The 25,766-nt window shown below is 60.7% G+C and carries 26 protein-coding genes; 5 read left to right on the plus strand and 21 right to left on the minus strand.

Annotation, left to right across the window (positions count from 1 at the left end; genetic code table 11):
* Positions 1–15: 15 nt before the first annotated feature.
* The 3 genes from boxC to CFI11_RS21900 form a co-directional block, all read right to left on the minus strand.
* Positions 16–1,677, minus strand: a complete 1,662-nt coding sequence (gene boxC / locus CFI11_RS21890) for a 2,3-epoxybenzoyl-CoA dihydrolase (RefSeq protein ID WP_130409611.1) — start codon at positions 1,675–1,677, stop codon at positions 16–18.
* A 139-nt stretch (positions 1,678–1,816) separates the two neighbouring features.
* Positions 1,817–2,638 (minus strand): alpha/beta fold hydrolase, encoded by an 822-nt coding sequence (locus CFI11_RS21895; RefSeq protein ID WP_130409612.1) that lies wholly within the window; start codon positions 2,636–2,638, stop codon positions 1,817–1,819.
* A complete protein-coding gene (locus CFI11_RS21900) occupies positions 2,638–4,170 on the minus strand; it encodes a benzoate-CoA ligase family protein (RefSeq protein ID WP_130409613.1) in 1,533 nt (510 codons plus the stop codon). Before CFI11_RS21900 ends, CFI11_RS21895 begins: the two co-directional genes overlap by 1 nt.
* Positions 4,171–4,544: 374 nt before the next feature.
* On the opposite strand from CFI11_RS21900, the gene CFI11_RS21905 reads away from it, so the two are divergent.
* Complete coding sequence (locus tag CFI11_RS21905; RefSeq protein ID WP_130409614.1) at positions 4,545–5,411, plus strand: DUF2189 domain-containing protein; 867 nt, start codon at positions 4,545–4,547, stop codon at positions 5,409–5,411.
* Positions 5,412–5,464: 53 nt separating this feature from the next.
* Here CFI11_RS21905 and CFI11_RS21910 read toward each other — a convergent pair whose 3' ends face one another.
* From CFI11_RS21910 to CFI11_RS21950, 9 genes are all read right to left on the minus strand, one after another.
* Complete coding sequence (locus CFI11_RS21910) at positions 5,465–6,781, minus strand: TRAP transporter large permease (RefSeq protein ID WP_130409615.1); 1,317 nt, start codon at positions 6,779–6,781, stop codon at positions 5,465–5,467.
* A complete protein-coding gene (locus tag CFI11_RS21915) occupies positions 6,778–7,362 on the minus strand; it encodes a TRAP transporter small permease (RefSeq protein ID WP_130409616.1) in 585 nt (194 codons plus the stop codon). Before CFI11_RS21915 ends, CFI11_RS21910 begins: the two co-directional genes overlap by 4 nt.
* Positions 7,363–7,438: 76 nt before the next feature.
* Complete coding sequence (locus tag CFI11_RS21920; RefSeq protein ID WP_130409617.1) at positions 7,439–8,473, minus strand: TRAP transporter substrate-binding protein; 1,035 nt, start codon at positions 8,471–8,473, stop codon at positions 7,439–7,441.
* Positions 8,474–8,563: 90 nt separating this feature from the next.
* Positions 8,564–9,769 (minus strand): 3-hydroxybenzoate 6-monooxygenase, encoded by a 1,206-nt coding sequence (locus tag CFI11_RS21925; protein ID WP_130409618.1) that lies wholly within the window; start codon positions 9,767–9,769, stop codon positions 8,564–8,566.
* Between the two features lie 3 nt (positions 9,770–9,772).
* Entirely contained in the window at positions 9,773–10,471 is a 699-nt protein-coding gene (locus CFI11_RS21930) for a fumarylacetoacetate hydrolase family protein (protein ID WP_130409619.1), read from the minus strand.
* Positions 10,468–11,502 (minus strand): cupin domain-containing protein, encoded by a 1,035-nt coding sequence (locus CFI11_RS21935; protein ID WP_130409620.1) that lies wholly within the window; start codon positions 11,500–11,502, stop codon positions 10,468–10,470. The genes CFI11_RS21930 and CFI11_RS21935 overlap by 4 nt, the downstream gene beginning before the upstream one ends.
* 87 nt (positions 11,503–11,589) lie before the next feature.
* Positions 11,590–13,107 carry a tripartite tricarboxylate transporter permease gene (locus CFI11_RS21940; protein ID WP_130409621.1) on the minus strand — a complete coding sequence of 506 codons (1,518 nt, stop codon included), beginning with the start codon at positions 13,105–13,107 and terminating at the stop codon, positions 11,590–11,592.
* Between the two features lie 3 nt (positions 13,108–13,110).
* Positions 13,111–13,599 carry a tripartite tricarboxylate transporter TctB family protein gene (locus CFI11_RS21945; protein WP_130409622.1) on the minus strand — a complete coding sequence of 163 codons (489 nt, stop codon included), beginning with the start codon at positions 13,597–13,599 and terminating at the stop codon, positions 13,111–13,113.
* A gap of 65 nt (positions 13,600–13,664) precedes the next feature.
* Positions 13,665–14,651: a tripartite tricarboxylate transporter substrate binding protein gene (locus CFI11_RS21950; RefSeq protein ID WP_130409623.1), complete on the minus strand. Its 987-nt coding sequence runs from the start codon at positions 14,649–14,651 to the stop codon at positions 13,665–13,667.
* Between the two features lie 108 nt (positions 14,652–14,759).
* Here CFI11_RS21950 and CFI11_RS21955 point away from each other — a divergent pair, with 108 nt between their 5' ends.
* The 3 genes from CFI11_RS21955 to CFI11_RS21965 are packed head-to-tail and all read left to right on the plus strand — an operon-like array spanning position 14,760 to position 17,784.
* The gene (locus CFI11_RS21955; RefSeq protein WP_130409624.1) at positions 14,760–15,425 is read left to right on the plus strand and encodes a response regulator transcription factor; all 666 of its coding nucleotides are present in this window, start codon (positions 14,760–14,762) and stop codon (positions 15,423–15,425) included.
* Positions 15,422–16,798: a sensor histidine kinase gene (locus CFI11_RS21960; RefSeq protein ID WP_130409625.1), complete on the plus strand. Its 1,377-nt coding sequence runs from the start codon at positions 15,422–15,424 to the stop codon at positions 16,796–16,798. The genes CFI11_RS21955 and CFI11_RS21960 overlap by 4 nt, the downstream gene beginning before the upstream one ends.
* The gene (locus CFI11_RS21965; RefSeq protein ID WP_130409626.1) at positions 16,771–17,784 is read left to right on the plus strand and encodes an ABC transporter substrate-binding protein; all 1,014 of its coding nucleotides are present in this window, start codon (positions 16,771–16,773) and stop codon (positions 17,782–17,784) included. The genes CFI11_RS21960 and CFI11_RS21965 overlap by 28 nt, the downstream gene beginning before the upstream one ends.
* Before the next feature lies 1 nt (position 17,785).
* On the opposite strand, the gene CFI11_RS21970 is transcribed toward CFI11_RS21965, so the two are convergent.
* The 7 genes from CFI11_RS21970 to CFI11_RS22000 form a co-directional block, all read right to left on the minus strand.
* On the minus strand, positions 17,786–18,466 hold the full coding sequence (locus CFI11_RS21970; protein ID WP_130409627.1) for a cupin domain-containing protein: 681 nt from the start codon (positions 18,464–18,466) through the stop codon (positions 17,786–17,788).
* A gap of 15 nt (positions 18,467–18,481) precedes the next feature.
* Positions 18,482–19,234, minus strand: a complete 753-nt coding sequence (locus tag CFI11_RS21975; RefSeq protein ID WP_130409628.1) for an SDR family NAD(P)-dependent oxidoreductase — start codon at positions 19,232–19,234, stop codon at positions 18,482–18,484.
* A 43-nt stretch (positions 19,235–19,277) separates the two neighbouring features.
* On the minus strand, positions 19,278–19,838 hold the full coding sequence (locus CFI11_RS21980; RefSeq protein ID WP_217358732.1) for a TetR/AcrR family transcriptional regulator: 561 nt from the start codon (positions 19,836–19,838) through the stop codon (positions 19,278–19,280).
* 89 nt (positions 19,839–19,927) lie between these two features.
* A complete protein-coding gene (locus tag CFI11_RS21985) occupies positions 19,928–20,569 on the minus strand; it encodes a class I SAM-dependent methyltransferase (RefSeq protein WP_130409629.1) in 642 nt (213 codons plus the stop codon).
* Positions 20,566–21,795, minus strand: coding sequence for a DUF3419 family protein (locus tag CFI11_RS21990; protein ID WP_130409630.1), 1,230 nt, complete (start codon positions 21,793–21,795; stop codon positions 20,566–20,568). Before CFI11_RS21990 ends, CFI11_RS21985 begins: the two co-directional genes overlap by 4 nt.
* Before the next feature lie 6 nt (positions 21,796–21,801).
* Positions 21,802–22,623: a UDP-2,3-diacylglucosamine diphosphatase gene (locus CFI11_RS21995; RefSeq protein ID WP_130409631.1), complete on the minus strand. Its 822-nt coding sequence runs from the start codon at positions 22,621–22,623 to the stop codon at positions 21,802–21,804.
* 125 nt (positions 22,624–22,748) lie between these two features.
* The gene (locus tag CFI11_RS22000) at positions 22,749–23,189 is read right to left on the minus strand and encodes a MarR family winged helix-turn-helix transcriptional regulator (RefSeq protein ID WP_130409632.1); all 441 of its coding nucleotides are present in this window, start codon (positions 23,187–23,189) and stop codon (positions 22,749–22,751) included.
* A gap of 61 nt (positions 23,190–23,250) precedes the next feature.
* Between CFI11_RS22000 and CFI11_RS22005 the strand changes: the two genes are divergently transcribed.
* Complete coding sequence (locus tag CFI11_RS22005) at positions 23,251–23,868, plus strand: class I SAM-dependent methyltransferase (protein ID WP_130409633.1); 618 nt, start codon at positions 23,251–23,253, stop codon at positions 23,866–23,868.
* Here CFI11_RS22005 and CFI11_RS22010 read toward each other — a convergent pair.
* Positions 23,859–24,734: an amidohydrolase gene (locus CFI11_RS22010; protein WP_130409634.1), complete on the minus strand. Its 876-nt coding sequence runs from the start codon at positions 24,732–24,734 to the stop codon at positions 23,859–23,861. The genes CFI11_RS22005 and CFI11_RS22010 overlap by 10 nt on opposite strands.
* Positions 24,731–25,735 carry a nuclear transport factor 2 family protein gene (locus CFI11_RS22015; RefSeq protein ID WP_130409635.1) on the minus strand — a complete coding sequence of 335 codons (1,005 nt, stop codon included), beginning with the start codon at positions 25,733–25,735 and terminating at the stop codon, positions 24,731–24,733. The genes CFI11_RS22010 and CFI11_RS22015 overlap by 4 nt, the downstream gene beginning before the upstream one ends.
* Positions 25,736–25,766: the final 31 nt, after the last annotated feature.

Consider the following 25,766-nt stretch of genomic DNA (forward strand, 5'->3'; position numbering starts at 1 on the left):
CACCCCTTCGCGCGCCTAGACGCGCTCCATGTCGTATTGCCCGCGCATGCCCGTGCCGTAGCGCTGCAGCGCACCATCCTCGCCCACCGCGTTGGGGCGCTGGAAAATCCAGTTCTGCCAGGCGGTCAGACGGCCAAAGATCCGCGTCTCCATCGTCTCGGGCCCAGCAAAGCGCAGGTTCGCCTCCATCCCCGTCATCGCATCGGGGGAAAAGCTGGCGCGCTCTTCCATGAACTGGCGCACCTCGTCTTCCCAGTCGATATCGTCGAGCGCGTAGGTTACCAGACCTAGCTCATCGGCATCCTCGGCCTCCAGCGCCTCGCCGATCTGGGCGCGGGCTTTCTCCACCATTTCCGGTTCACCCAGAAAGCGTGTTTCCAGGCGGCTCAGGTCGTTGCCCATCGGGTAGGTGCCGAAATTGCTGTCGCTGAGCGTGACCGTCGCCATATGGCGATTGTCGCCCTCGAACTCCTCCAGCATCATATAGCTGCGGTCGACGGCCCAAAGCAGCTCCGCCAGCACGCCGGTATAGCAAGAGCCATGCTCGACCAGCGCCACGAGGCTGCGGGAGGTCATGTCGATGCGCTTGAGCACGCGCTTCCAGTATTTCAGGATTTCGTTGGCCAGCCAGTGATCCGCATGGGCGAGCAGCAGGTCCTCATGCGCCTGCACGCGCTCCGGGTCGCCCTGCGTCGCAAAAACGATCAGGCCAAGATTGCGTTCGTTCAGCCTGAGATGCAGGATGGCATCGTCCAACTCCCGTGCGAGGCGGAGCATGTAGGTGTCGGAGCCCTCGGCCTGTAATGCATCCGCGTCAGCGGGCGCCTCGCTATCTGGCCCCTTGATGGTAAGGGTCGCACGCCCCGCATCACGGTCCATGGCGACTTCGACCAGCGAATAGGTGACCGACCCATCCTCGGCAAAGCTGCGCTGGAGCGGTTTCAAGGCGATGCCCGTCAGCCCGTCAGCCTTCGACGATTGCGCCGCGAATTCCTGGGCGCGCTCGGCCACGACCTCGTCGAATTTCGAATTCGCCACCACCTCATCGACCAGCCGCCAATCCTTGGCCCGCTGTCCCTTAACCCCCTCCTCGATGGAGCAGAATACGTCTGCGCGGTCCCGGCGCACCTTGCGCTTGTCGGTCACGCGGGTCAGCCCGCCGGTGCCGGGCAGAACGGCCAGCAGGGGCACTTCGGGCAGGGCCACGGACGAGGCGCTGTCGTTGGTCAACATGATGTAGTTGCAGGCCAGCGCCAATTCGTACCCGCCGCCGGCGCAGGCGCCTTTGACAGCGGCGATGTATTTCTGGCCGCTGTCGGCTTCGGCTGCTTCGTAGGTGTTGCGTGTCTCGTTGGTGAATTTGCAGAAATTCACCTTATGCGCATGGGCTGCGCCGCCCAGCATGCGGATGTTGGCACCGGCGCAGAAAACTTTCTCTTTGCCGGACTGCATCACGACGACCTTCACCTCGGGATGCTCAAACCGCATCCGCTGAACGATGTCGGACAGCTCGATATCCACACCCAGATCATAGGAATTCAGCTTAAGCTCGTATCCGTCAAAAAGCCCGCCGGCCTCATCCACGTCCATGATGAGCCGCGCAACCTCGCCCTCATACTCTACCCGCCAATGCCGGTATTTTGACGGGTCGGTTTGAAAGTCGATGGTCTTCGACATGGGGCAAGGCTCCAATCAATAGTATGAGATGCACTTTAATGCTCATCATTGAGCCAGTAAAGGTAAATATGCACGATAATGCGCTAACATTGCCGAACTACCGTAAATGTACGCATTATAGTGCAACTCTCGACAGAGATCAGGCGATCTCCACCTGCTCCTCCTCGATCCGCTTCAGTCTTGCGGCAAACTCAACCACAGCAGCCAGCGTCTTCCCCGGCTGCTCCTGATGCGGGGCGTGCTGGCAGTTATCCAGAATCACTGTATCAACCGGCGCATAGCTGCGTTCCTCAATCTCGCTGATCTGGGCGAGTGTGCCGTATTGATCGTCCCGCCCCTGGATGGCGAGCGTCGGGATGCGGAAGTAATCAATCGCCTCCCCCACATGCCAATCGCGGAACCCGGGATCGAGCCAGGTGTCCGCCCAGCCCCGAAAGGCGCCGTCCGGATCTCGGTGATACTTCGCCATCCGGTCGCTTAGATATCCGCTCTCGAACACTCCCTTGGCTGCGTTGATCGCTTCCAGCCCACTCTCCTCAGTAAAGAAATGCGGCGCCATCAGGATCAGGCCGCGCACGCGGTGGTCCACTACTCCGCCTGCGTAGATCGCTGCAATCGTAGCGCCATCGCTGTGACCAAAAAGAATGCCCTGCTCAAAACCCATCTGGTCCAGCACATGGGGCAGTACATCCACCGCCTCCCGCGTCATGAAGTCGAGCGGGCGGGGCAGATCGACCGGATCGGACTGGCCATAGCCTTGCCTCGAATAGACGAAGACGCCGAACCCCGTCGCCTTGGCCACCTGTTCAGGAAAGTCCCGCCAGAGCGCCACGCAGCCCAGCCCCTCGTGCAGCATCACGATTGTGGGCGCCTGATCGGGCGCGGGGCCGTGGCAGGCATAGTCCAGTGTGACGCCGTTCACCGCCAAAGGCTTCTTCGGGCTGTCCGACCAATCGAGCATTATGCATCCTCTCTGAGCTTGAAGCGTTGGATCTTGCCGGTCGCCGTCTTGGGCAGGTCGGGCACAACCTCGATCCAGCGGGGATATTTCCACTTGCCGATCTGATCCTTCACGAAGGATCTCAGGTCATCCGGCGCGGCCTTCGCCGCCTCTTTCAGCACGATGAAGGCCTTGGGCTTTTCCAGCCCGTCCGCGTCCCGCGCGGCCACCACAGCGGCCTCCAGAACCGACGGATGCGCGACCAGGGATTGCTCGACCTCGAAAGGCGAGACCCAGATGCCGGAGACCTTGAACATGTCATCCGTTCGCCCGCAATAGATGAAGCGACCGTCCTCCGCGCGCTCGTATTTGTCGCCCGTGCGGGTCCATTCACCTTCGAACGTCGCGCGGCTCTTGTCGCGCTTGTTCCAATAACCATCGGCGGCCGAGGCGCCGCGCACCAGCAATTCGCCGATCCCGCCATTCGGCACATCCGCCCCCGCCTCATCGACCAGTCGCACATCATAGCCGGGCACCGGCGTGCCAGAGGTGCCATAAACCACGTCGCCCGCGCGGTTCGACAGGAAAATGTGCAGCATTTCGGTCGATCCAACGCCGTCGAGGATATCGACGCCCCAGATCTTGCGCCATGACTTGCCGATCTCCTCCGGCAAAGCCTCGCCGGCAGAGATGCAGGTGCGCAGCGGCACCTTGGGTATCTCTAGCTGGTCGAGATGCGCGACGGTCGCGGCATAAAGCGTGGGCACACCGCAAAAGATCGTAGGCTGTTCAGCGCTGAGAATGTCGAGCGTCGCTTCGGGCGTGGGGCGACCGTGAAACAGGACCGTCGTTGCCCCCACCGACATCGGGAACGTCATCGCATTGCCGAGACCGTAAGCGAAGAACAATTTCGCGGCTGAATAGATCGTGTCGTCCTCACAGATCCTCAGAACCTGAGCGCCATATGTGTCTGATGTCGCCTTGAGACTGCCGTGTACATGCCGCACACCCTTTGGCTGCCCGGTGGAACCGGACGAGTAGAGCCAGAACGCCATCTCATCCGCGCTGACATCCAGCGTCTTGGCCGGTTCTGCACCCTGCATGAAGTCTTCAAAGCTCTGCAGATTTTCGGGGGCCTCTCCGATCACGACAACCGCGCGCAGTGTCGGGTGATCTTCCAGCAAGGGTTCGACCACCGAAAGAAGTTCGGAAGAGACAAAAAGGCAGGCCGCGCGGCTATCCTTGAGGATGACATCATAGACCTGCGTCGCCAACAGCGTGTTGAGAGGCACCGGAACCACGCCCGCCTTCAAAGCGCCCCAGAAGATCGCTGGAAACTCAATCTGATCCAGGACGAGCATGGCGACACGCTCCTCCCTCTGGATGCCCAGACGCCGCAACGCGCCCGCGACGCGTGCCGTCTGGTCAGCCAACTCTCCGTAGGTCAGGCTGCGCTTCTTCCCTGCGGCTTCGCGAAAGGCCGACTTGCCCGCGCGGCCTTCGGCCAGATGCCGATCTAAGAAGTAGCTGGCAGCGTTGCCGGTCACACTCATTGTATCTCCTCCCGTCCCGGTCCGGCTTGATGACGTCGCCGGCTTCGGTCCTTTCAACGAAACCGGGCGCCTCCTCCAGAAGCCCGCGCTGACTCACCGCCATCATGATGCATTGATTCCTTTTTCATGCAAGATATTGCTAAAAATATTAGCATTATAATGCATAGCCGATTTTTCTGCCGGGGGCATTCATACCGATCTGACGGCAATTCAGTCGGACGGCGCGGTTTCGACGGCTGAAACTGACAGATCCCCGTGAAAAATCAGATCCATCGACCGGCCCTGCGAAGAATGTGGTAAGCTTCCCTTACGTCACCCAAGGCAAATCCCGATCCTACACGGACCGGAAGCGTTCTTCTTAAAGGAGACTGGTCATGGTCAAGACGATTGGTAACCCCCTTTCATGGGCCGCCCAAGCGCTTACAAAAACCTCGCAACATGTCGGTGAAGGCACCGGCGAAATGCGCAGCGATCACCGCACACGCATCGAAGTTCGCGACCTCACTCTGCAGGATCTTAAAAGCGCACTGCAGAAGGGCGTCGAAGATTTCATGGCGCTGCGCACCGACGTGATGTTCATCGTGCTGATCTATCCCATTGTCGGGCTTATGCTCACCGCGTTTGCCCTGAACCGTGAGCTTCTTCCGCTCCTCTTTCCGGTCGTCGCAGGCTTTGCCTTGCTCGGCCCCGTCGCCGCAATCGGTTTATACGAAATGAGCCGACGGCGAGAGCACGGGCTCAGCACAGGGTGGAGCGATGCATTTAGCGTGATGGGGTCGCCATCCTTCGTTCCGATGCTGGTGCTCGGCTTCTATCTTGCGATGCTCTTCGTGTTCTGGATGCTCACGGCTTACGCCCTCTATATTCTAACCCTTGGACCTGAACCTCCCATCTCGGCGCTGTCGCTCTTGCGGGACGTCTTCACGACGTCCGAGGGCTGGGTGATGCTGGTTGCGGGCCTCGGCATCGGCTTTGTTTTCGCGGTCGCCGTACTTGCTATCAGCATTGTATCCTTTCCCCTGCTCATCGACCGGCATGTCGGCATTCCGAAAGCTGTCGGCACCTCCATCCGGCTGGCTCAGCAAAATCCACGGGCTGTGGCGGCATGGGGCGCTGTGGTTGTGGTGCTTCTTGGACTGGGGATCGGCACGCTCTTTATGGGGCTGATCTTTGTGCTGCCGGTTCTGGGACATGCGACATGGCACCTCTACAGGCGGGCCGTCGTCCCGACATCACCATAAGGCCGACAGCGCGGCCAGATCACCGACGCCGATGAGGACTTGCCCCGGCCACCCTAGTTCGGGAGCAGGAACAGCGTGATCGCCGGGAACATTACCAGAATAATCACCCGAATGATGTCAGAGCCCACAAAGAACAGCACCGCCTTGTAGGTCTCGATCATCTTCGTGGTGCGATCCATCGCATTGATGATGAAGAGGTTCATGCCGACGGGGGGCGTGATCAGACCGACCTCCACCACGATCAGAACCAGAATACCGAACCAGATCGCCACATGTTCGGCACTCATCCCGAAATCCAGGGCGCTGATGACCGGGAAGAAGATCGGCACGGTCAGCAGGATCATCGACAGACTGTCCATCAGGCAGCCGAAGAGAAGGTAGAAGACAAGGATCAGGCTGAGCACCATCCAGGGGCTGAACCCTTGGGAGACCACGTAATTCGACAGCTCCTGCGGCACCTGAGTGAGCGCGAGAAAGCCGTTGTAAAAGGCCGCGCCCAGAACGATGAAAAAGATCATCGCGGTGGAGCGGGCTGTGACCGTGAAGCTTTCGATCAGCGTGCTGCGCGTCAGGCCGCCGTTAAAAAGCGCGATCAGCCCGGTGCCCAGGGCACCGACGGCCGCGCCCTCGGTGGGGGTGAACCAGCCGCCATAGATGCCGCCCACCACAAGGCCAAAGACCAGAAGCACTGGCCAGACCTTGAGCAGTGCCTTGAACCGATCACCCATCGGAACGGGCGGCTTGGTGCCCGCAGAATCGGGGTAGAGACGGACATAGATCGAGATGGCGATGACATAGCCAATGGCGGCGAGGATGCCGGGGATAAAGGCAGCGAGGAACAGCTTGGCGATGTTCTGCTCGGTCAGGATCGCGTAGATCACCAACACGACCGAGGGCGGGATCAGGATGCCCAGCGTTCCGCCAGCCGCAAGCGTCGCCGTCGAAAAGCCGCCTGCATACCCGTATTGCCGCAGTTCCGGCAAGGCGACACGGCCCATCGTTGCCGCCGTCGCAAGCGACGAGCCGCAGATCGCCCCGAAACCCGCGCAGGCCCCGATGGACGCCATGGCGACACCGCCCTTGCGGTGGCCCAGAAACCCTTCGGCGGCCTTGAACAAGGCCTGAGACATGCCGCCAAGGGTGGCAAAATGGCCCATCAAAAGGAACATCGGCACGATGGACAGCGAATAGCTTGAGAAGGTCGTATAGGTTTCGTTTTTCAGGCGGGCGAGCGGCACGATGGTGCCATCGGTCACAAAGACCAGACCGACGAGCCCGACAAGAAACATGGCCAGCCCGATGGGTACCCGAAGGAAGATAAGCGCCATAAGGGCGGGAAACGACGCGATCCCGATTTCAAGATTGGTCAATGTTCCGCTCCGGCACCTTCGGGAAGGATCTGACGGCCCGAAACAAGTTCCACTAGGCGCATCACCGCAAGATACGTGCCCACGATGGCTGACACGACCGCACCAACAAGGCTGGCCGCATAGGCCCACCAGATCGGGAATTGGATAAGGAACGTGGTCTCCCCATACCGCATCTTAGACTGCATCCCGTCATAAAGCTGCACCGCGATCAGGATCAGCACGGCGGCAAAGACCACCTCGATCACCACGCGCCAGATACGGTCGAACCAGCGGGGCAACTGGTTGGCGAAGATATCGACGGCGGCATGGCCCATCGTGATCTGGCAAAGCGGGATAAAGGCGAAGATGGCAAAGGCCACACCCGCCTCGACCAGCTCGAAATCGCCATTGATCGGCCCGACGCCCATATTCAGCGCCCATTGCGAGAAACCGGGCGCGATGCCCTCCATAAAGTCGCTGTGAAAAACGCCGTTCAGGCTTCGCCCGAGGATCGACAGACAGGTCAAAAGGATCAGCGCTGTCAATACGATCCCGCCCAGAACCGCCATGACCCTGGCCAGTCCCATCATGAAGCTGTGCATGCTCACCCCTTGCCGCTCACGCCTCAAAGAAACGGAGCCGCGCCAGCAGCGCGGCTCCGCAATTCCAAGTTCCGGATTACTCGGTGTACTTGTCGATCAGCATCCGGGCCTCGTCGATCAATGCCTGACCGTCGATGCCCTTGCCCTCCATGTCCGCGACCCATTCGTCGTAGATCGGCTGGGACGCTTCGCGCCAGACAGCGGTCTGCGCTTCATCCAGCGTGATGATGTTGTTGCCACGCTCCACGGCAGCCGCGCGGGCCGGACCATCGGCATCGGCTTGGGTGCCACCGGCGAAGACGGAGAATTCAAGACCCGAATTGTCGTCAATCACCTGCTTGAGGTCATCCGGCAGGCTTTCGTACTTCGCCTTGTTCATCGCCAGAACGAAAGTCAGCACGTAAAGTGCGTTGCCGGTGAATTCGGTATGGTTGCCCACCAGTTCCGGCACCTTGAGTGCGGCGGTCACCTCCCACGGGATGGTCGTGCCGTCGATCACACCCTTGGAGAGCCCCTCCGGCACCGCAGGTACGGGCATCCCCACCGGCGTCGCGCCCAGCTTGGTCAGCAGGGAGTTGACCGACCGGGAGCCGCCCCGGATTTTCATCCCCTGCAGATCCTCGGGTGTCGCCACGGGACGGCTGGAATGGATCAGGCCCGGCCCGTGCACCCATGTGCCCAGGATATGGACATCCTGAAACTCGGTATCCTTCATGTGCTTCTCGAACATCTCCCAATAGGCGCGCGAAGCAGCCCGGGCGTTCGTCATCATGAAGGGCAGTTCAAAGACTTCGGTGCTGGGGAAGCGGCCCGGCGTATAGCCGACCACGGTCCAGACGATATCGGCCACGCCGTCGATGGCCTGGTCCATCAGTTCCGGCGGGCGCCCGCCCAGCTGCATGGACGGAAAGCGGTCGATCTTGATCCGGCCTTCGGAGGCCTCTTCGACATTGTCCGCCCAGACGTCCAGAACCAGCTTGGGCACGTTGGCCTGTGCCGGCAGGAACTGATGCAGTTTCAGGGTAACTTCCTGTGCGACGCCTTGCGTGGCGCCGAATGCGAGCATGGCGGCCCCACCCAGAACTCCCAGCATAGTCCTACGATTGGTCATACGATTCCTCCCTGACGACCCTATTTTTAGGCATTATTGTGCTGCAGTTTGCATATATTGCACAATAATGCCAAAACTTTTTTCAACCGCTCAGTCGGTTTTTCTTGTGCCGGAAGAGACAGCCCCTTCCAACCCTGTACTCCCATAAAGCCAGTCTATCGCGTCGTACCAATCCCCTGGATCTTTGGCCCCCATCACGGCATTTCGCAACGCAGCGTGGGCACCGTCCGGGTGATAGACATGCTCCCCAATAAGGCGAGACTGCAACTGAACCCGTGCTGTGCGCAAGCGGCGTTTTTCCTGATAGGTGTTCAACGCGGTTGTAATGTCATCCGCCTGGCTCACCTCATGGGCGAGGCACACGGCATCCTCCATTGCCATGCAGGCGCCTTGGGCAAGGTATTGCATCATCGGATGCGCCGCATCGCCTAAAAGGGCAACGCGCTGATCAACCCAGCCCATCACCGGATCGCGGTCGCACAGGACCCAAAGCTTCCAGTCCCGTCCCCGATCGATGATCTGGCGCGCCTTTGGGCTGACATGCTCGAACCCCTTGCGCACCTCGTCATGGCTCACCGGCTTGCCAGCAACGGGCTCGGGCGCATCATTGTGATAGGTCACGACAAGGTTGAAGGTTTCCCCGCCGCTGAGCGGGTAGTGCACGATATGGCATTTCGGCCCGGCCCAGAGCGTGGCCGCGTTCCAGCGCAGATCCTCGGGCATATCCGCCGTCGGGATGACCGAGCGATAGGTGGTGTGCCCTGACACACGCGGCGCGCCGTCGCCCACAAGCCGGGTACGGATATTGGACCAGAGGCCATCGGCCCCGATCAACGCATCGCCCGTGACCCGAGTTCCGTCTTGCAGGATGGCGGTGGCAGAGGCTGCGTCCTGTTCATAGCCCGCCACCCCCGCGTCGGTGCGCAACGACACCAGCGGATGGGCCTCGCAGGCGCGCAGAAACACCCCGTGCAACTCGCCGCGATGTACGACCGCGTAAGGATTGCCGAACCGTGCACGAAAGCCATCGCCCAAAGGGATGCGGGTGATCTCCTGTCCGCTCAGGGCATCCATCAGGCGCAGGCTGTCGATATAAACCGCCATCTCCCGCGCCGCGTCCCCGACACCGAGCGTATCGAAGGCATGAAAGGCATTAGGGCCAAGCTGGATACCCGCGCCGATCTCGCCCAAGGCGGGGGCTTTTTCCAGAACGGTCGAGGCGACACCCTTCTGCGCCAGCCCGATGGCCGCCGCAAGGCCGCCGATCCCGCCGCCCGCGATCACCACATGCGTCATCGCCTATTCAGCCTGCGTGATGTCCAGCGCGATGGGCGCCAGCCCGTCCACGCCGCCCATGATCTTGTCCCCCGCTACGACCGGACCAACGCCAGCCGGCGTTCCGGTCATGATCAGGTCGCCGGGACGCAGGTGGTAGAAGCCCGACAGATGCACGATGATTTCGTCGACCTTCCAGATGAGCTCGTTCAGCGTGGCGTCCTGCCGGATCTCTCCATTCACCTCCAGATGGATGCGCTGGGGCCCGATCTCTCCCATCTCCGCCGCCCTGGTCAGGGGCGCGAACACGGCAGACCCTTCGACATCCTTGCCCAGATCCCAAGGTCTTTGCTTCTCGCGTGAGGCGATCTGCAGGTCGCGGCGCGTCATGTCGAGCCCGCAGCCATAGGCGTAGATCGCGCTCCGCGCGGCGGCGGCATCCGCCCGGAACACCGGCGCGCCGATGGCCATGACCAGTTCCATCTCGTGATGGTAATTCTCCGTCCCCGGCGGGTAGGGCAGGCTCGCTCCGGTCAAAACGGCATTCGCAGGGGACTTGGTGAAATAAAACGGCGCCTCCCGATCAACCTCGAACCCCATCTCGGCAGCATGGGCGGCATAGTTGCGGCCCACGCAAAAGATGCGGCCAATCGGGTATTCGGCGGTCTCTCCCGCAACCGGAATGGTCACGGGCTGGGGCAGATCGAACAGTGGGGCAATCACTTCGCGCGTTCCTCGTAATAACCAAGTTTGTCTTGCAGCGGGCGGTCGTGGATGCGCACCAGAAACGCCTCTTCGCCGGCTTCATGGCTGATATCGGCAAAGACCGGCGCGGTGAACGTGTCTTTCGGTCCCCACGTGATCGCCTCACCATTCACGCGGCTCACCCCACTGCCTTTGACCACATGAAACGCGGCCGAGGCGGAGCGGAGAGGCGGCGACACCACCTGACCGGCCTTCAGCATCATCGCGGTAAAGCCCATCGTGGGCAGCACATCCTCCCCGGTCTCCGGGTTCACATAGTCCAGCTCCGCCAAGGGTCCCTCGCCATATTCCGCCATCTCCCGCAGCGCCGCTTCGGTCCGCGCCCAGGGATAGCGCATCATCGGATAGCGCCGCGCGCGGGCAGTGCTTCGAGACGGGGCGAGGCCGGAGGCGAGGTATTCCACATCGCTCGCATCGGGTCGGTTGCGCTGCGCCTGCAACTCGCCTTCGATAGCGTAAGACCCTTCGAGGTAAACAAACAGCGGCAGGTCGAGCGCGTCGAGCCAGATCACCGGCTCGCTCCCCTCGTGGCCGTGGTCGTGCCATTCGCCTCCGGGTGTGAGCACCAGATCGCCGGGCAGCATGGGCAGTTTCTCTCCGTCCACGACGGTAAAGCCGCCTTCGCCCTCGACCACGATGCGCACCGCCGAAGGTGTGTGCTTGTGTGCGGGCGCGCTTTCTCCGGGCAGCAGCAATTGCAGCCCCAGATAGATCGAGGAAGTGGCCTGCATCGCCCCCGTGCCCCGGCCCGGATCCGAGAGGACCAGCACACGGCGTTCGGCCTTTTCGACCGGCGTCAACTCCCCTGCGCGCAGCAGCAGGGGGCGAACAGCGTCAAAGGACCAATGCCCGGCCTTCGTCTGCGGGTTCGGCGCGCCATGCGGCAGCACATTGCGCATCATCGGCCAGAGCGGCGCGACGCCTGCCTTAGCCATGCCGTCGCGATAATCCTGCGGCAGTTCTTCCAATGTGCCAAGCTGTTCCGACATCGGCGATCCTCCTCCTGACAAAGCAATAGGTTGCACACTTATAGTAAGCATGCAACCAAACTCACTACTCTGAGGACCGTCTCGCCTTTATTCCCCGTCCGCAACACCTTCCTGCCTCAGCCGTGCCCGGCGCGCGCGGTAGCTGGGCAGGATCACCAGCAGCACTGCGATCGCCAGCAGAGCAAGTGTCATCGGTCGGTCAACGATAAAGCTGGCCCCGTCGTAAAGCTGCATGGACCGGCTGAAATTGTCCTCCAGCATCGACCCGAGGATGAACCCGATCAGCAGCGGCGCCAGAGGATAGTCCGCGAACCGCAGGATCGTGGCACAGATGCCAAGACCCACGAGGAACAGAAGCTCGGTCGCGTTGTTCTGCCCGATATAGGCGCCCATCAGGGTGAAGAAGAGGATGAACGGGATCAGGTAGTTGCGCGGCACCGCCAGCACCTTGGCGATGTAGGGGATCAGCGGCAGGTTCAGGATCAAAAGGATCACGTTGCCCAGATACATCGAGATGATGACGGCCCAGAAGATCTCTGGCTCATCGACCATCAGGCGCGGGCCGGGGCTGACATTCAGCGCAATGAGCGCCCCCAGCAGGATCGCGGTGGTGCCAGAGCCGGGAATGCCCAGCGTCAGAAGCGGCACGAACGACCCGGTACTGGCAGCGTTGTTCGCCGCTTCGGGTGCGGCAAGGCCCTTGACGCTGCCCTTGCCGAACTGCTCCTGCTCTTTCTTGGGCGCGATGTTGCGTTCGACCGCGTAGCCAAGGAAGGACGCAATCGTCGCCCCCGCGCCGGGTAGAACGCCGATCAGGAAGCCCTGCACCGATTGCCGGCCCACGACAGGCGCGATCTGGCGCGCCTCGTCTTTTGTAATCCGCAGGTTCTTGATGTCCCCACCCCCGCCTTCGGTTTTCGAGCGGGAGGGATCGAGAACAAGATACAAAGCCTCCGGCAAGGCAAACATCGCCATGGCCAGCGTGATGAAGCCGAACCCGGATTGCAGGTCCATGATCCCCATCGTGAACCGTGGCATATTGAACAAAGCCCCTTCACCAACGGTGGCCATCATCAGCCCCAGGATCGTCATCAGCAGCGCCTTGGCCACCTGCCCGGTGCCCGCAAAAGCCGCGATGGCCGAAAGGCCCACGACCATCAGCGCGAAATACTCCGCCGAGTGGAAGAGCAGGGCCACCGTGGCCAGCGCGGGCGCAAAGATCATCAGAAGGATCGCGCCCACCGTGCCGCCGGTAAAACTGGCGATGGCCGCAACGGTCAGCGCCTTCCCGGCCTTGCCTTGCCGGGCGAGCGGGTAACCGTCGAAACTGGTCGCCACGGTCGAGGCCACGCCCGGAGCGTTGATCAGGATCGACGAGGTCGAGCCGCCGAAAATCGCCCCGTAGTAGACGCCCGCCAGCAGGATCAGCGCGGCGGACGGATCACCGATGGAGATCGCCACGGGGATCATGATGGCGATGATGCTCATCGGGCCGAGGCCCGGCAGCATGCCGATGAAGGTGCCGATCAGGCAGCCGCCGATGACCATCAAGATATTTGTGAGCGAAAAGGCCGTTGAGAGGCCGATCATGATGCCTTCAAGCATGCCTCAGACCCCCAAGAAAAACGGCCAGGGACGCAGGAAGATGCCCAGCACCTCCTGCACCAGATACCAGACGGACCCCGCGGCGACGGCGGCAATCGGGATCAGGATGTGCAACTTGCGCTCTCCAAGAACCATCGCGCTGATCGTCAGGAAAAGCACGGTCGAGGCGAGAAAGCCAAGCGGTCTCAGCAACAGTGCGTAGGCCACCATCATGCCCAGCAGGATCACCGCCTGGCCCAGCTTGTAATCCGTCAAACGGCGGTAATTGATATCGCCATCCTTGATCTCGCCCGAGCTTTTCTCGAACCCCAACAGGATGATCAGCGACAGGACAATCGCGAACACCGAAAGCACCTTGGGAAAGGTCGATGGCCAGATCGGATTGCGCCGCATGAACGGGGCCAGTGTGGCATCCATCGTGAAAAAGGCTGCATAGCCGTAAGCGAGCGCGATCATCAGAATGATCAGCGCGATCCAGCGATCGAGCGCCATCGCCTGTCCCCCTTTATGTTGGTGCGCACCCCGGCGCGGAACGCCGGGGCCGGAGTGGTGGGTTCTTAGAGGAAGCCCAGCTTTTTCATCAGGTCACCGATGACCTGTTCCTGCTCTTCCAGGAAAGCCGAGAAATCCGCGCCGGAATTGTGGATATTCACCCAGCCGTTTCGCGCACGGACCTCTTCCCATTCGGGCGTGTCGTACATCTTGGTCAGCGCATCCTGGTACATGGCCAGCTTATCCTCCGGCAGGCCCGGCGCCGCGAAGAAACCGCGCCAGTTGACGAAAGTCATGTCGATGCCCTGCTCTTTCATCGTGGGCGCATCGCCGTATGTACCGACACGTTCATCCGAGGTCACGCCGATGATCTTCACCTCACCTGCGCGTGCCATCTCGATCGCTTCGGAAAACCCGGTGGAAAGCGCCTTGATCTCACCCGAAAGGAGCGCCGCCATAGCCGGCCCGCCCGTGTCGTAGGGGATGTATTTCACATCCAGCGCATCCTTGCCCGCGGCTTCCATCACCATCGCGGCGACCAGGTGGTCCATGCCGCCCGGAACCGAACCGCCGCCAATGGCAAAGCCGCGTGGATCGGCCTCGTAGGCCGCAATCAGGTCGGCCATGGAGTTCACATCGCTGTCCTTGCCCACGACAAGTGTCGCGTAGTCACCGATGGTGCCGGCCACCAGGGTCAGATCACGGAAGTTATGCGGGAACATGCCCGTGAGCGAGCGGATCACGATCGGTGTGGAATTCACCATCAGCGTGCCATGCTGGCTCTCGGCGTTTTCGATCAGATAACCGATGGCCTTGCCGCCGCCACCGCCCGACATGTTCTCGAAACTTGCCTGTCCGACCAGACCGGATTTCGTCAGCGCCTCACCCGTCCCCCGGGCCGTGCCGTCCCAGCCGCCACCTGCGCCACCGGGTATCAGGAAGTGAACGCTGTCCAGCACCTGATCGCCGTCCGCCAAGACCGGCGCGCCGAACGACAACGTGGCCGCAGCCGCAGCCACCATGACCCGGCGGGTCAGGTTGAATTTCGTCATGGTATCCTCCCATTTGACAAGGGCGGTCGTTGCCGCCCATCTCGGTGTAAAAAACATGACAACCTGACACCGACCTGTCACCACTGCCGTGGACACGGACATATTTGCATGAGATTCCTGCTGATCGAAGACAACCGAGAATTGGCACTGGCGACCAGAGACCGCCTGACACTCGACGGTCACGTCGTGGATCACGCCGCCGATCTGGCCACGGCGCAGGACTATGCGCGCACCATGAGCTATGATCTTGTTTTGCTTGATATAATGTTGCCGGATGGCGATGGTCGTGACTTCTTGGCCTATTTGCGTGACATTCGCAGCGACACCCCGGTGATTGCCGTCACCGCGCGGTCGGAGGTTTCGGACAAAGTCGGCATTCTGGACCTTGGCGCGGACGATTACATCTCGAAGCCCTTCGATTTCGCCGAGCTTGAAGCCCGCTGCCGTGCCGTCCTGCGCCGCCGCGCGGGCACCAGCAGCAACACGCAGAGAATCGGGGATGTCGCGTTCAATCGGCTGGGCGGGACGCTCACGATTGAGAACCGCATCATCGAGCTGCGCAATCGTGAACTGCGTCTCTTTGAGTTGCTCGCCGACAATCCCAACGTAATCTTCTCGAAGCCAAAGCTTGTAGATCGGCTGTTTTCATTTGATGAAGACGTTTCGGAAAACGCAATCGAGGTCTATGTGGGGCGGCTGCGCAAGCATCTTGCCGCTTCGAATGTGTCCATCAGCACGATCCGTGGGCTGGGTTACCGGTTGGATATCGGATGACGGTCTGGCCGCGAAAGTCAGGGTCGCTGCGACGCAGGCTGGGCGTCCAGCTGATCGGCAGCGCGGCTATTCTGGCTGCGATCCTGGCCGTGATGTTCCAACGCTTTGGCCAGCAGATCGCGACGGAGTCGCAAGACAACGTCCTGCTTGCCTCGACAACCTCCATCCTTGAAAACGTATCCGAACGCGACGGACAGATCGTTGTCGATATCCCCTACGCCGCGTTGTCGATGCTGGGGACGGTGTCGGATGACCGGGTGTTTTATCGGATCGACGCGGGTGAGACCTTCCTGACGGGTTATGAGGACCTGGCGCCGCCGAATGACGGCGTGCATGAAATCTCGTACCTCACCACCGACTACCGCGATTTTCAGGTCAGACTGGTTGCTGCCTCGCGTCTGATGTCCGTCAATGGTCAGTCCGTTCCCGTGGTCGTGTCGCTTGCCCAGACACAGGACGGACTTCAGGAGCGGTTGGACATCCTCTTTCGGCAGGCGATGGTGCTGGGCTTGGGTTTTTTCCTGATCGCATCGGTTCTTTCGATCTGGACGGTGAACAGGGTGTTTCGCCCGCTTCAGGATCTTGCCGGGTCCGTGGCGCGGCGCGGGCCGAACGACCTAAGGCCGTTTCGCGCCGATGTGCCCGAGGAAATGGGGCCGCTTGTCGACGCGTTGAACGACTTCACTGGGCGGCTGTCGCGGTCACTTCAGCGGTCCGAAGAGTTCATCACAGAGGCGGCGCACCGGGTGCGCACCCCCCTTGCAACGGTACGGACCCAGGCAGAGGTCATCATGCGAAAAATGCGGATGAATAATAACCGCGTGGCCCTCCGCCAGATGATCCGCGCGATCGACGAAAGCTCCCGCACGGCGGGGCAGCTTCTGGATCAGGCGATGGTGAACCTCAGAACCGAAGCGCTTGACCGGACAGAGGTGGATCTGGCGAGTTGCGTCGGAGACGTCGTTGACCGCCTGCGGCCCGTCGCCGAACTGCGCGATATCGCCCTGCACACGGATCTTGACCAGACAACGCCAGTCAAAGTCGATGGTATTCTTGTGCAAAACGCGATCACCAATATCCTCGACAACGCAATCAAATACGCCCCGGTTGAATCCGATATCACCGTCGAAACACGCCTGACGGAAGAGAGCGCGCATGTTCGTGTTTTGGATCAGGGGCCGGGCTTTGGACTGGAGGAGCCGGATAGGCTTCGGCAACGGTTCGTGCGTGGCCAGGCAGCCGAAGGAACGGTCGGTTCCGGTTTGGGACTGACCATCGCAGCCCAGGTGTTCGAGGCCCATGGCGGGGGACTGACCTTAGCAGACAGATCCGGGGAGAAAGGCGCATGCGTCGACGTCTACTTGCCGCGCTGATAGCGATCTGCGCGATACCGGCATGGGCTTTTGAAATGGAGTCCGAGACACTGTTCCCCGTCGCGGACAGACGGGACAGCCTCAGGATCCTGTCCAGCACCGACCTCGATCTCTTTCGCCCGGTGATCGAAAGCTTTCAGGACGCGCATCGACGGACAGAGGTCGTTTATACCTCGGCACTGAGCACCGAAGTGATGAAAGCCGTGCTCGATGGATCGCAAGACTTTGACCTGGTCGTCTCGTCCGCAATGGACCTGCAGACGAAGCTGGCCAATGACGGCTATGCGCGTCCGGTGACGTCCGGTGCGACGGCACTGGTGCCCGATTGGGCAAAGTGGCGTGACAGCGTCTTTGCCTTCACGCAGGAGCCCGCAACGATGGTTCTGTCTGTCGATGCCTTCGAGGGCTTGCCTCTTCCGGCGTCCCGTCAGGAACTGATCGAAGTGCTGCGCGATCATCCCGAAAGGTTCGAAGGCCGCGTCGGCACCTACGATATAAGGGACGCTGGTGTCGGCTATATCTTCGCAACGCAAGACAGCCGTATATCCGAAGCGTTCTGGAGATTATCGGAAGTGTTCGGCAGTCTTGGCACGACGCTCTATTGCTGTTCTTCCGACATGATCGACGATGTCAGCGCCGGGCGCCTGGCAGTCGCCTATAACGTCCTTGGCAGCTACGCCCGCGCGCGCCCGGATTTGGCGGACCGTTTGCACATCATTGAGCCCGAGGACTTTACCACGACCATGCTCCGCTCGATCCTTGTTCTGGATACGGCACAGAACAGGGAGGGTGCGGAGCGGTTCTTGAACCATCTGCTCCAAGCGGCGTGGGAGCGGCCTGGATCTATCCCCCTCCCCAACGAGACGTTGAAGGAAGCAGGGCAGCGCAGACCGATCCGCCTGGGGCCCGGTCTGTTGGTTTTTCTGGATCAGGCCAAACGCGCCCAATTCATTGCCGCCTGGGAGGACGCTATCCTGCAACGATAGCTCACGCAGCGGATTGCGGCGCGCCAGAAGCCGTCAGATGGCCCGTCTTCACGTAGATCAGGCATCCATCTTCCGAGAAGGGCGTATGCTCTGACAAATGGGGGCTGCGCAGCCAGGTCCCCGCGGGGTAGTCGCCGTATTCGTCCTGAAAGGTCCCTTCCAGCACAAAAATCTCTTCCCCACCCCAATGGGCATGTCGTTTGAAAACCGTGCCCGGAGACCACCTGACAAGCGCGACGTTCTCGTTGATCGCATCATGCAACGGAAGAACGGAAAGCCCCTCGACCAGTCCGGGAGAGAAATCCCGGCTGCGCGTGTCGACACAGAACTGCGCCCGGTCGGACGGATCAAATTGATGCAACTTCACGAAAATCGTGCACCCGCCCTTGGTATGGGGCGCATGAGATGTGCCGATGGGATTGCGCACATAGGACCCAGCCGGGAAGTCTCCGGTTTCGTCGGAGAAGACCCCGTCGAGCACGAGAAATTCCTCTCCCCCGCCATGCGTATGGGCGTCGAAGGTCGAGCCCGGCGCAAAGCGCACAAGAGTAGTGGCCCGCGCCACCTCGTCGCCGATACGGTCGAGCATCATGCGATCGACCCCGTTGGAGGGTGAATGTACCCAATCATAGTCGTCCGGTCGCACGACCACACGTTGAGAAAAGTCCGCGTTAATCCGCATGTGATCTCTCCCTCCTCAGTTCCGTCCGGCCATGACACCGCCATCGACAGGCAGAACCGCACCAGTGATCCATGATGCCCTGTCCGACGCGAGAAACAAGATGGCTTCGGCGATATCAGCCGGTTGTCCATTGCGCCCCAAAGGGTGAAAGGCGTTGAAGAACGGAAGCGTTTCAGCCACCTGATCAGGGCTCATGAACGTGTTGTAAACCGGAGTTTCAACGACCGCGGGCGCGACGGCGTTGATCCGGATGTTATCGCCCGCAAGCTCAAGAGCCAGGTTCTTTACCAGTTGATGCACGCCGGCATTGGCAGCGGAATACGCAGCCGAAGGGGTCGCGCCGATCGCCTGAAGCGCCCACATCGAACCAGTGTGGACGATGGCCCCGCCGCCACGTCTTTGCATGGAGCGCGCCGCCGCCTGGGCCATAAAGAACTTTCCCTTCAGGATCGTTCCAAGAAACGCGTCATACTCCGCCTCGGTTTGGTCGAGAAACGGTTTGGGCGCGAAGATTCCGGCATTGTTGATCAGGATGTCGACCCCTCCAAACGTATCTTCGGCGTGATCGACAAGGCGCTGTGCTGTCGCAGGATCCGAGATATCCCCGGCAATTGGATGCGCACCCATCTCGTCAGTCTTGGACGCCAGTTTTTTTGGGTCCCGGCCGTTCAAGATGACATTGGCGCCATGGGCGACGAGACGACGCGCTGTCTCCTCTCCGATACCGGAGCCTCCGCCGGTGACGATCGCGACTTTGTTTTCGAACATTTTTTAACTTCCTACTAGTTGGATGGTTTCTGAGATAAAATTTTTACTGCACGTTTGCCGTCAGGTGTCGAACCGCCTGATCAAATCGTTTGGGATCGCGCGCGGCTCTTGCAATAAGCTGGGCTCCCTCGACCTGGGCCAAGGTTGCCCATGCCTGTGCCTCTGGATCGGCCCCCTTTGGCAGCGTCGCATCCAGCTGACCACGTTCAAAAAGCGCGATGAGCCAGCCGATACTCTCCTCGTGGAAGAGTTCAAGCTCCCCCAAGACGGGCGCGTCAAAACTGTCCCGGCCCGCGCTGAGCGCGACGCAAAGACATACCTGCTCTCCGCCATGAAGCGCGGCGCGATAGATGTCGAGATAAGCTTGAAGTTGTTCGCCTGCGGTTGACGCATCCTGACGAGCCTTGGCAAGCGAAAGGGTAAACGCCTCCCGGTAGCGACGGATCAAGGCAAGGGCGAGATCCGCTTTCGTCGGGAAATGATGATGAATGCTGGCCTTGCGAATGCCGACATCCTTGGACAGATCCGCATAGCTGAACGCATCAAACCCTTTGGACCGGGCAAGCCGTTCGGCGCTGTCGAGGAGATGTGTCTTTGTATCCATATCTACCATGTAGTAGGTAGATATCTGGAATGCAAGCATCGGAAGATCGGACAGCCGGTAAAACTGTCGAAGCACTCATAAGTCACCCCTCAAGAGCGCCGGATTACCCCATAGACAGCATAACCGCGATAGAGAGAGCGCATCTCTAAGCGGGTCCCGGTTTCCAGGGAAAGCTGCTCCATCACATTCCGAAAATCGGATCGGGGAGAGACGTGAAATTTGCGGAGCCACGCGTGTAGCCCAGTCCTGAACCAGCTGGGCAATCCGGCCTGATCGCCAAAGTCGACGATATGCAGCGATCCGCCTGGGGCCACATGGTCCAAGGCCTGACGCGCGGCGCGGGACCAGTCGGGGATCATCGAGACCCCATACGAAATGAACACCCGATCAAAAGTCTCACGGTCAAAAAGAGCACGCGCATCGAAATCGCGCGCATCCGCTGGCATCAGCGGAACATCCGCGCCGAGTTTAGCCTTGGCGCTGCGCAACATCTCTTCGGAGATATCAAGACCAAAGAGCGCGCCGCCTGGGTAGACCTGCCTGACCTTGCTAAGGTTACGACCTGTTCCACAGGCCACTTCCAACACAGCGCCATCCTTGGGCACGTTCAACTCAGAAATCAGGTGATCGCGGCCCAAGAGATAATAGCGTCGGGTAATGTCATATATCAAACGCTGATAGCGATAGGTGCTGTCCATCAGCTTGGCATGGGATGACGCGTGATCGCTCATCCGTTCGCCATGCGATAAAGATGGACGGCACCGTAAATTGCCGACCGATCATCTGCCGTGGCCTTTGCCGAAGCCTTCGCATCATATTTCCAATGCCCAAGCAGGTCCGGCGCAACACGCCCCGGCAGGATATCGTTGATCCCGCCCGTTCGGAACAAGACCCGCGCACCTGGCCGTGCGGTCCGGGTGATCTCGGCCCAGAGGTTCGCCAGTTGGTCGTCCGTCATCCAATCCTGGGCATCCAGCAACACGTATACGTCCCGCGATCCGTCCGGCAACGAAGCCAACAGATCGATCAAAGATCGGTTGTGGGCGCGGACCCGTCTTGCATTGGCCTTTACCGTCTCGAACTGTCCGCGCTCAAGATAAGGCGGAACGGATCGCGGCTCATCAGGTGCATAGCCGCGGGCGAAGGCCTGCCAGGCAAAATAGTTTTCGGAAACCGGGAAATCGCACATCAATTTGCGAATGCGCTCGCGCAGGACAGGGATCACGTCCCCCCCACCATCTGCGGCAAGCTTGTCATATTGGGCCGGCGGAATGCCCAAGCCGAAAAGAGAGGCTCTTTGCTGCGCAAGCCGCATGACAATCCACCTGTCAAAGAGCGGGTCGACATGGCTGCCAAAAAATGCCCTTTGAGCCTCCAGCGTCGAACATCTGACAAATTCGCGGAAATTGACCCCCGCGAGACGCCCGACAACGTGTATGCCACCTATGAAGCGGCCCAGCAGACCGTGATGATAGATCGTGCGCTCAAAAAGCGAGATGCGGCGGCGTAAGAGGGTGCCCCCCTCCCAATAGCCGCGCGTCTCACCGTCCAGATGCGGGGCGACGACGCGATCGTAGACGCCGACATTCGCCGCATGATTTGCCTTGCCAAAGAAGCGATAGAACGTATCGAAGTCCCCGATGCGCTCCGCTCCGGCCAGTTTAAGCCTCAAAAGCGCGATATGGGCCGGTGACAAGTCTACAGCGGTGATACTTGCAGGATTGGCGGTCAAATACGACATCACGTTGCACCCGCCGGACGCAATACAGACCATCTGATCTTCGGGGCCAATCTGCAGCGCCTGCATATCGGCAACGGGATCTTCCCAGATCTGGGCATAGACCAATCCCTGAAAAAGGTGGGAAAAGACGCGCTCCAGGGCGCCCGTCTTGCTCAGCGCGGGGTTTTGATGGACCGCAGCGCCTAGCTGGTCTTCGATCGAAGCTGTATACGTCATATCGCTCTAAACAATTTCCTTTTCTCTTGATTTGCGCCGGCTCTTCTTGCCGTTGACGGATGCCGCGCGACCCGCCCGCAACGCCTTGCGCTGGCGCAGCCGTGCGGCCCAGTCAACAAGGTCCAGCTGCCCGTTCGGATGTTCGACAATCGCTGTGCAGCTTTCGACCCAATCGCCGCAATTCAGGTAGGTCAGCCCCTTGATTTCTGTCTTGTTGGCCTTGTGGATGTGCCCGCAAATCACTCCGTCATACCCGCCCCGACGTGCGTCGTCGGTCAGCACGGCCTCATACTCGCTGATGTAGTTCACGGCACGTTTGACCTGCTGCTTGGCCCAGTTTGAGAGCGACCAATACTGCCCGCCCCAAAGCCTGCGCGCCCTGTTGACCCACGTGTTCAGCCAAAGCGCGGTCTCGTAGGCCCGGTCACCCAGCAGAGCCAGCCACTTTGCATTAACGACGATATTGTCGAACTGATCGCCGTGGGTGACGAGAAAGCGTTTGCCGGTCGCCGATGTGAAGTCAGCCGTTCGAACGACCTCCACACCTCCGAAATGTGTGCCAAGGTAGTCACGCATGACCTCGTCATGATTGCCCGGAATGTAAAAGATCCGCGTGCCGTTATGCGCCTTTCCCAGAAGAGCGGACACGACATCGTTGTGCGATTGCGGGAAGAACCATCCGCGTCTCAGACGCCAGCCATCCACGATGTCTCCGACGAGATAGATCTCATCCGCCTCGTGGTGCGACAGGAAATCCAGCAGCATCGCTGCCTGACACCCCCGTGTGCCGAGGTGAATGTCGGACAGAAAAAGCGTGCGATATCGCAAAACATGCCCCGTCGATGTGCTGCCGGCGCTATAGCAGGTTGCTCATGACAAAGGCATGACAGCCTGTAGGATCGCGACGAAATGTCAGGATCGGAAAGGTGCAACGATGAACCGACAGGCAGGGTCTAGTCGGGCTGGGCCAGTTCTTTAAGCAGCGCATACAGCGTGTCGAAGGCTTCGGCCCCCAGCTTTCTTCGCATCTCGTTTTCCACCTCGCGCTTGACCTGCGCGGCATCGCGTTGCGCGGCAAGGCCCACTTCGGTGAAGCAGACGATCTTGCCACGCCCGTCCGCTGGATCCGGCACCCGGTGAAGGATGCCAACCTGTTCCAGATCGACAATCAGCTGCTGAACCGCCTGTTTCGACAGCCCCATGCGTTGCACGATATCTGCCTGCCGCGTGCCATTGAGATCGACATAGGGAATAACACCGGACCGCGCTTCGCCATACCAGTCATGGCCAGCGGCGATCATACCTGCGCTGAACCGCATCTTCCATTGCGCCGCCGCCTCCCAAAGATGCCAGCCGATGTGATCAGGGCGCAGATCGTCAATCTCCTTGACCAATTTGATCAATCCTGTTAGTCAACCTTCTTGACGATTATATTTCTTCAGACGTGAAAGTCCAATGCTGTCGTGCCGCCAGACATCCATCTATGACCAGCTTTCCGGGCGCTACGACCGCGCCCATGACCGCTGGCTCCGCCATGCCGGGGGCGAGGCGCAATGCGCCTTCGAAGGGGCAGCGACCGCACTTCTGCGCCCGAGCATGACGGTATTGGACGCAGCCTGCGGAACCGGAACCGTGGCGCGACGGTTGCTTCGCGCCATTGACGGTCGCATCACGCTCACGCTGCTCGACGCCTCGCCCAAGATGCTTGAGCACTGTGCAGACATCGAAGCGCGTCGCATCCGCGGCCTGATCCAGAATATCCCGCTTCCGGGCGACACATTCGATCTTGTTACCTGCGCATGGGGGATCGAGACCTTACCAGATCCCACGCCGGCCCTTGCCGAATTTCTCCGCGTCTGCCGTCCGGGCGGCTTTGTATGCCTGGTTTTCTGCGCCGACCGCCCGGCCCGGTCCATCACCGGAGAGTTCCTGCGACACCGCATCGCCGGGCGTGGTCTCGGCGCGTTCCTTTGCGGCGCTTCGATCCTGCGAACCGCCCGTACGCTGGGCGCTCGCAATATCAGGCCACTCCATTGTACCGGCCCAGCGGCGGCGGTGCTGTTTCAGAAATAGAACGCCCCTGCCGTATCCCCGAATACAGCCGCCTGCATCTTGACCGGCACCAGCGCCTCATAGGCGGCCACCAGGGCCGCATAATCGGAAGACAGGCTGTCCACGGGAAAATTCGATCCGAACATGCATCGATCCGGCCCGAATTGCTCCAGGCAGGTCTCCACGATCGAAGCGATACGCGCCGCCGTCCAATCGTGATCGAACATGCCCAGCCCCGACAGTTTGCACTTTACCTGAGGCAGAGCCGACAGCGACTGTAGCGCCTGCACCCATTCCGCCAGCCCCTTGACGCTCCGATCATGAGGAGAGCCCGCGTGGCACAACGCCACCTGCGTCTCCGGCGCCCGGGCAAGGATGGCCGCCGTCTTTTCCATCAACTCCGGCAAAAGCTGCAGATCAAAGGAAAGGCCGCGCGGACCAAGCGCCTGCAGGCCCGCCAGAAATCTTGGGTCATCCAGCAGCGTGTTTGTCCCCGTCTGCGCATCCTCCCTAGGTGCCCGACCGACGATTTGGCGCACGCCCTTCACGGTCGAAAGGCTCTGGTAGCGATCCAGCCTCGCCTCCAGATCCTCCGCCGTCAGATCACAGAACACCACCTGTGCCATTGGCCAGTCCGGATGCGCGTCCGCCACACTCTGCACCCACGCGGCCTCTGCCCATGGGTCGGCGGCCCCCACCTGGATATGCACGGACCCGCCGAAGCCATGCGCCGCGGCATCGGCACTAAACTCCGGCAAAAGGTAGTCGCGCTGGATCGGTGTCGGGTCGCCAAAGAACCTTGGCGCGCCTTGCTCCATCAGCCACGGATAATGCACCGCCGAAAGGTCCCAAAGATGATGATGCGCGTCGATCCTCGTATCGCTCATGTCCTTGCCACCTCCCCGATCCGGGCGAGGATATCGACGCCCTGCTGTTTCCAGAAATGCAGAAGGTCGATGAAGACCCAGTTCTCTGCCAGCTTGTCGCCGTCCCTCCGATAAATGTCGATCACCCGGAATTCCCCAGGCCGGTCGCTGCCGGGCATCCCCATGAACCCGCCCGTCGGGGTCGCGGTGAAGTTGGGCCAGCCAAAGAACCCGCCATAGGCACCTTCGGCGATCCGGCAGACATGGCCTGTCTTCGCCCGATCCATGAACCCGGCGCGGAACGGTGCCGCATGCTGCTTTGCGTAGCGTTGGATCGTGTAGGTCGATCCGATCCCCGCGGGCCCCCACCACAGCATGTCGTCATGCCAGGTGCGTGCCAGCTCCTCCTCCAGCGGCACACCCGATTTCCACTGCCCCAGATCGGCGATCATCCGGTTGATCAGCGCCAGCGTCGCCTCCCCCTCTGCCGGGTCCTGTGCGCCGAACATAAGCCCGTCATGCGTCACCGGCCCCGGCTGCACCAGATGCGCGGCGGTTTGCGGCGGGAACGGGGCCAGTCCCGCCTGTATCATCAGATGCGGGATGTCGAAATACATCGCCGTCTCGGCAATCCGTCCCGCCTCTACTCGGTGAAACGCCGCATAGCGTAGCATGGCGAGCTTGCCGGTCGGTCTGATCCCCAGCCACGGCTGATCGAAGAGCCCCATCAGATGCCCCATCGACGCCACCCACACGCTGGCGAACCCATCGATCTCGTTCCGCCCGGCCAGGAACGCATCCATCCGCCGCTGCATCGGCGTCAGTGCCCGGCGAAGCGGCGCCCAGAACCGCTCAGCCACCTCACCCGGCTCCGTCAACTCTCCAAACGGATGATAGCCCCGCCACCGAAAAGGCTCAGCACAATGTTCGGCCATTACATCGCCCAACTTGTGCTCCGGCGTGCGATCCAGCGCGGCGTAAAAGGCCCTCACCGTCTCTTTCTCGTTCTGAAAGTCGCTCATCCCGGCCTCTGCATACGTTTGCAAAAAAGTC

This window comes from Thalassococcus sp. S3, from assembly GCF_004216475.1.
GTDB lineage: Bacteria > Pseudomonadota > Alphaproteobacteria > Rhodobacterales > Rhodobacteraceae.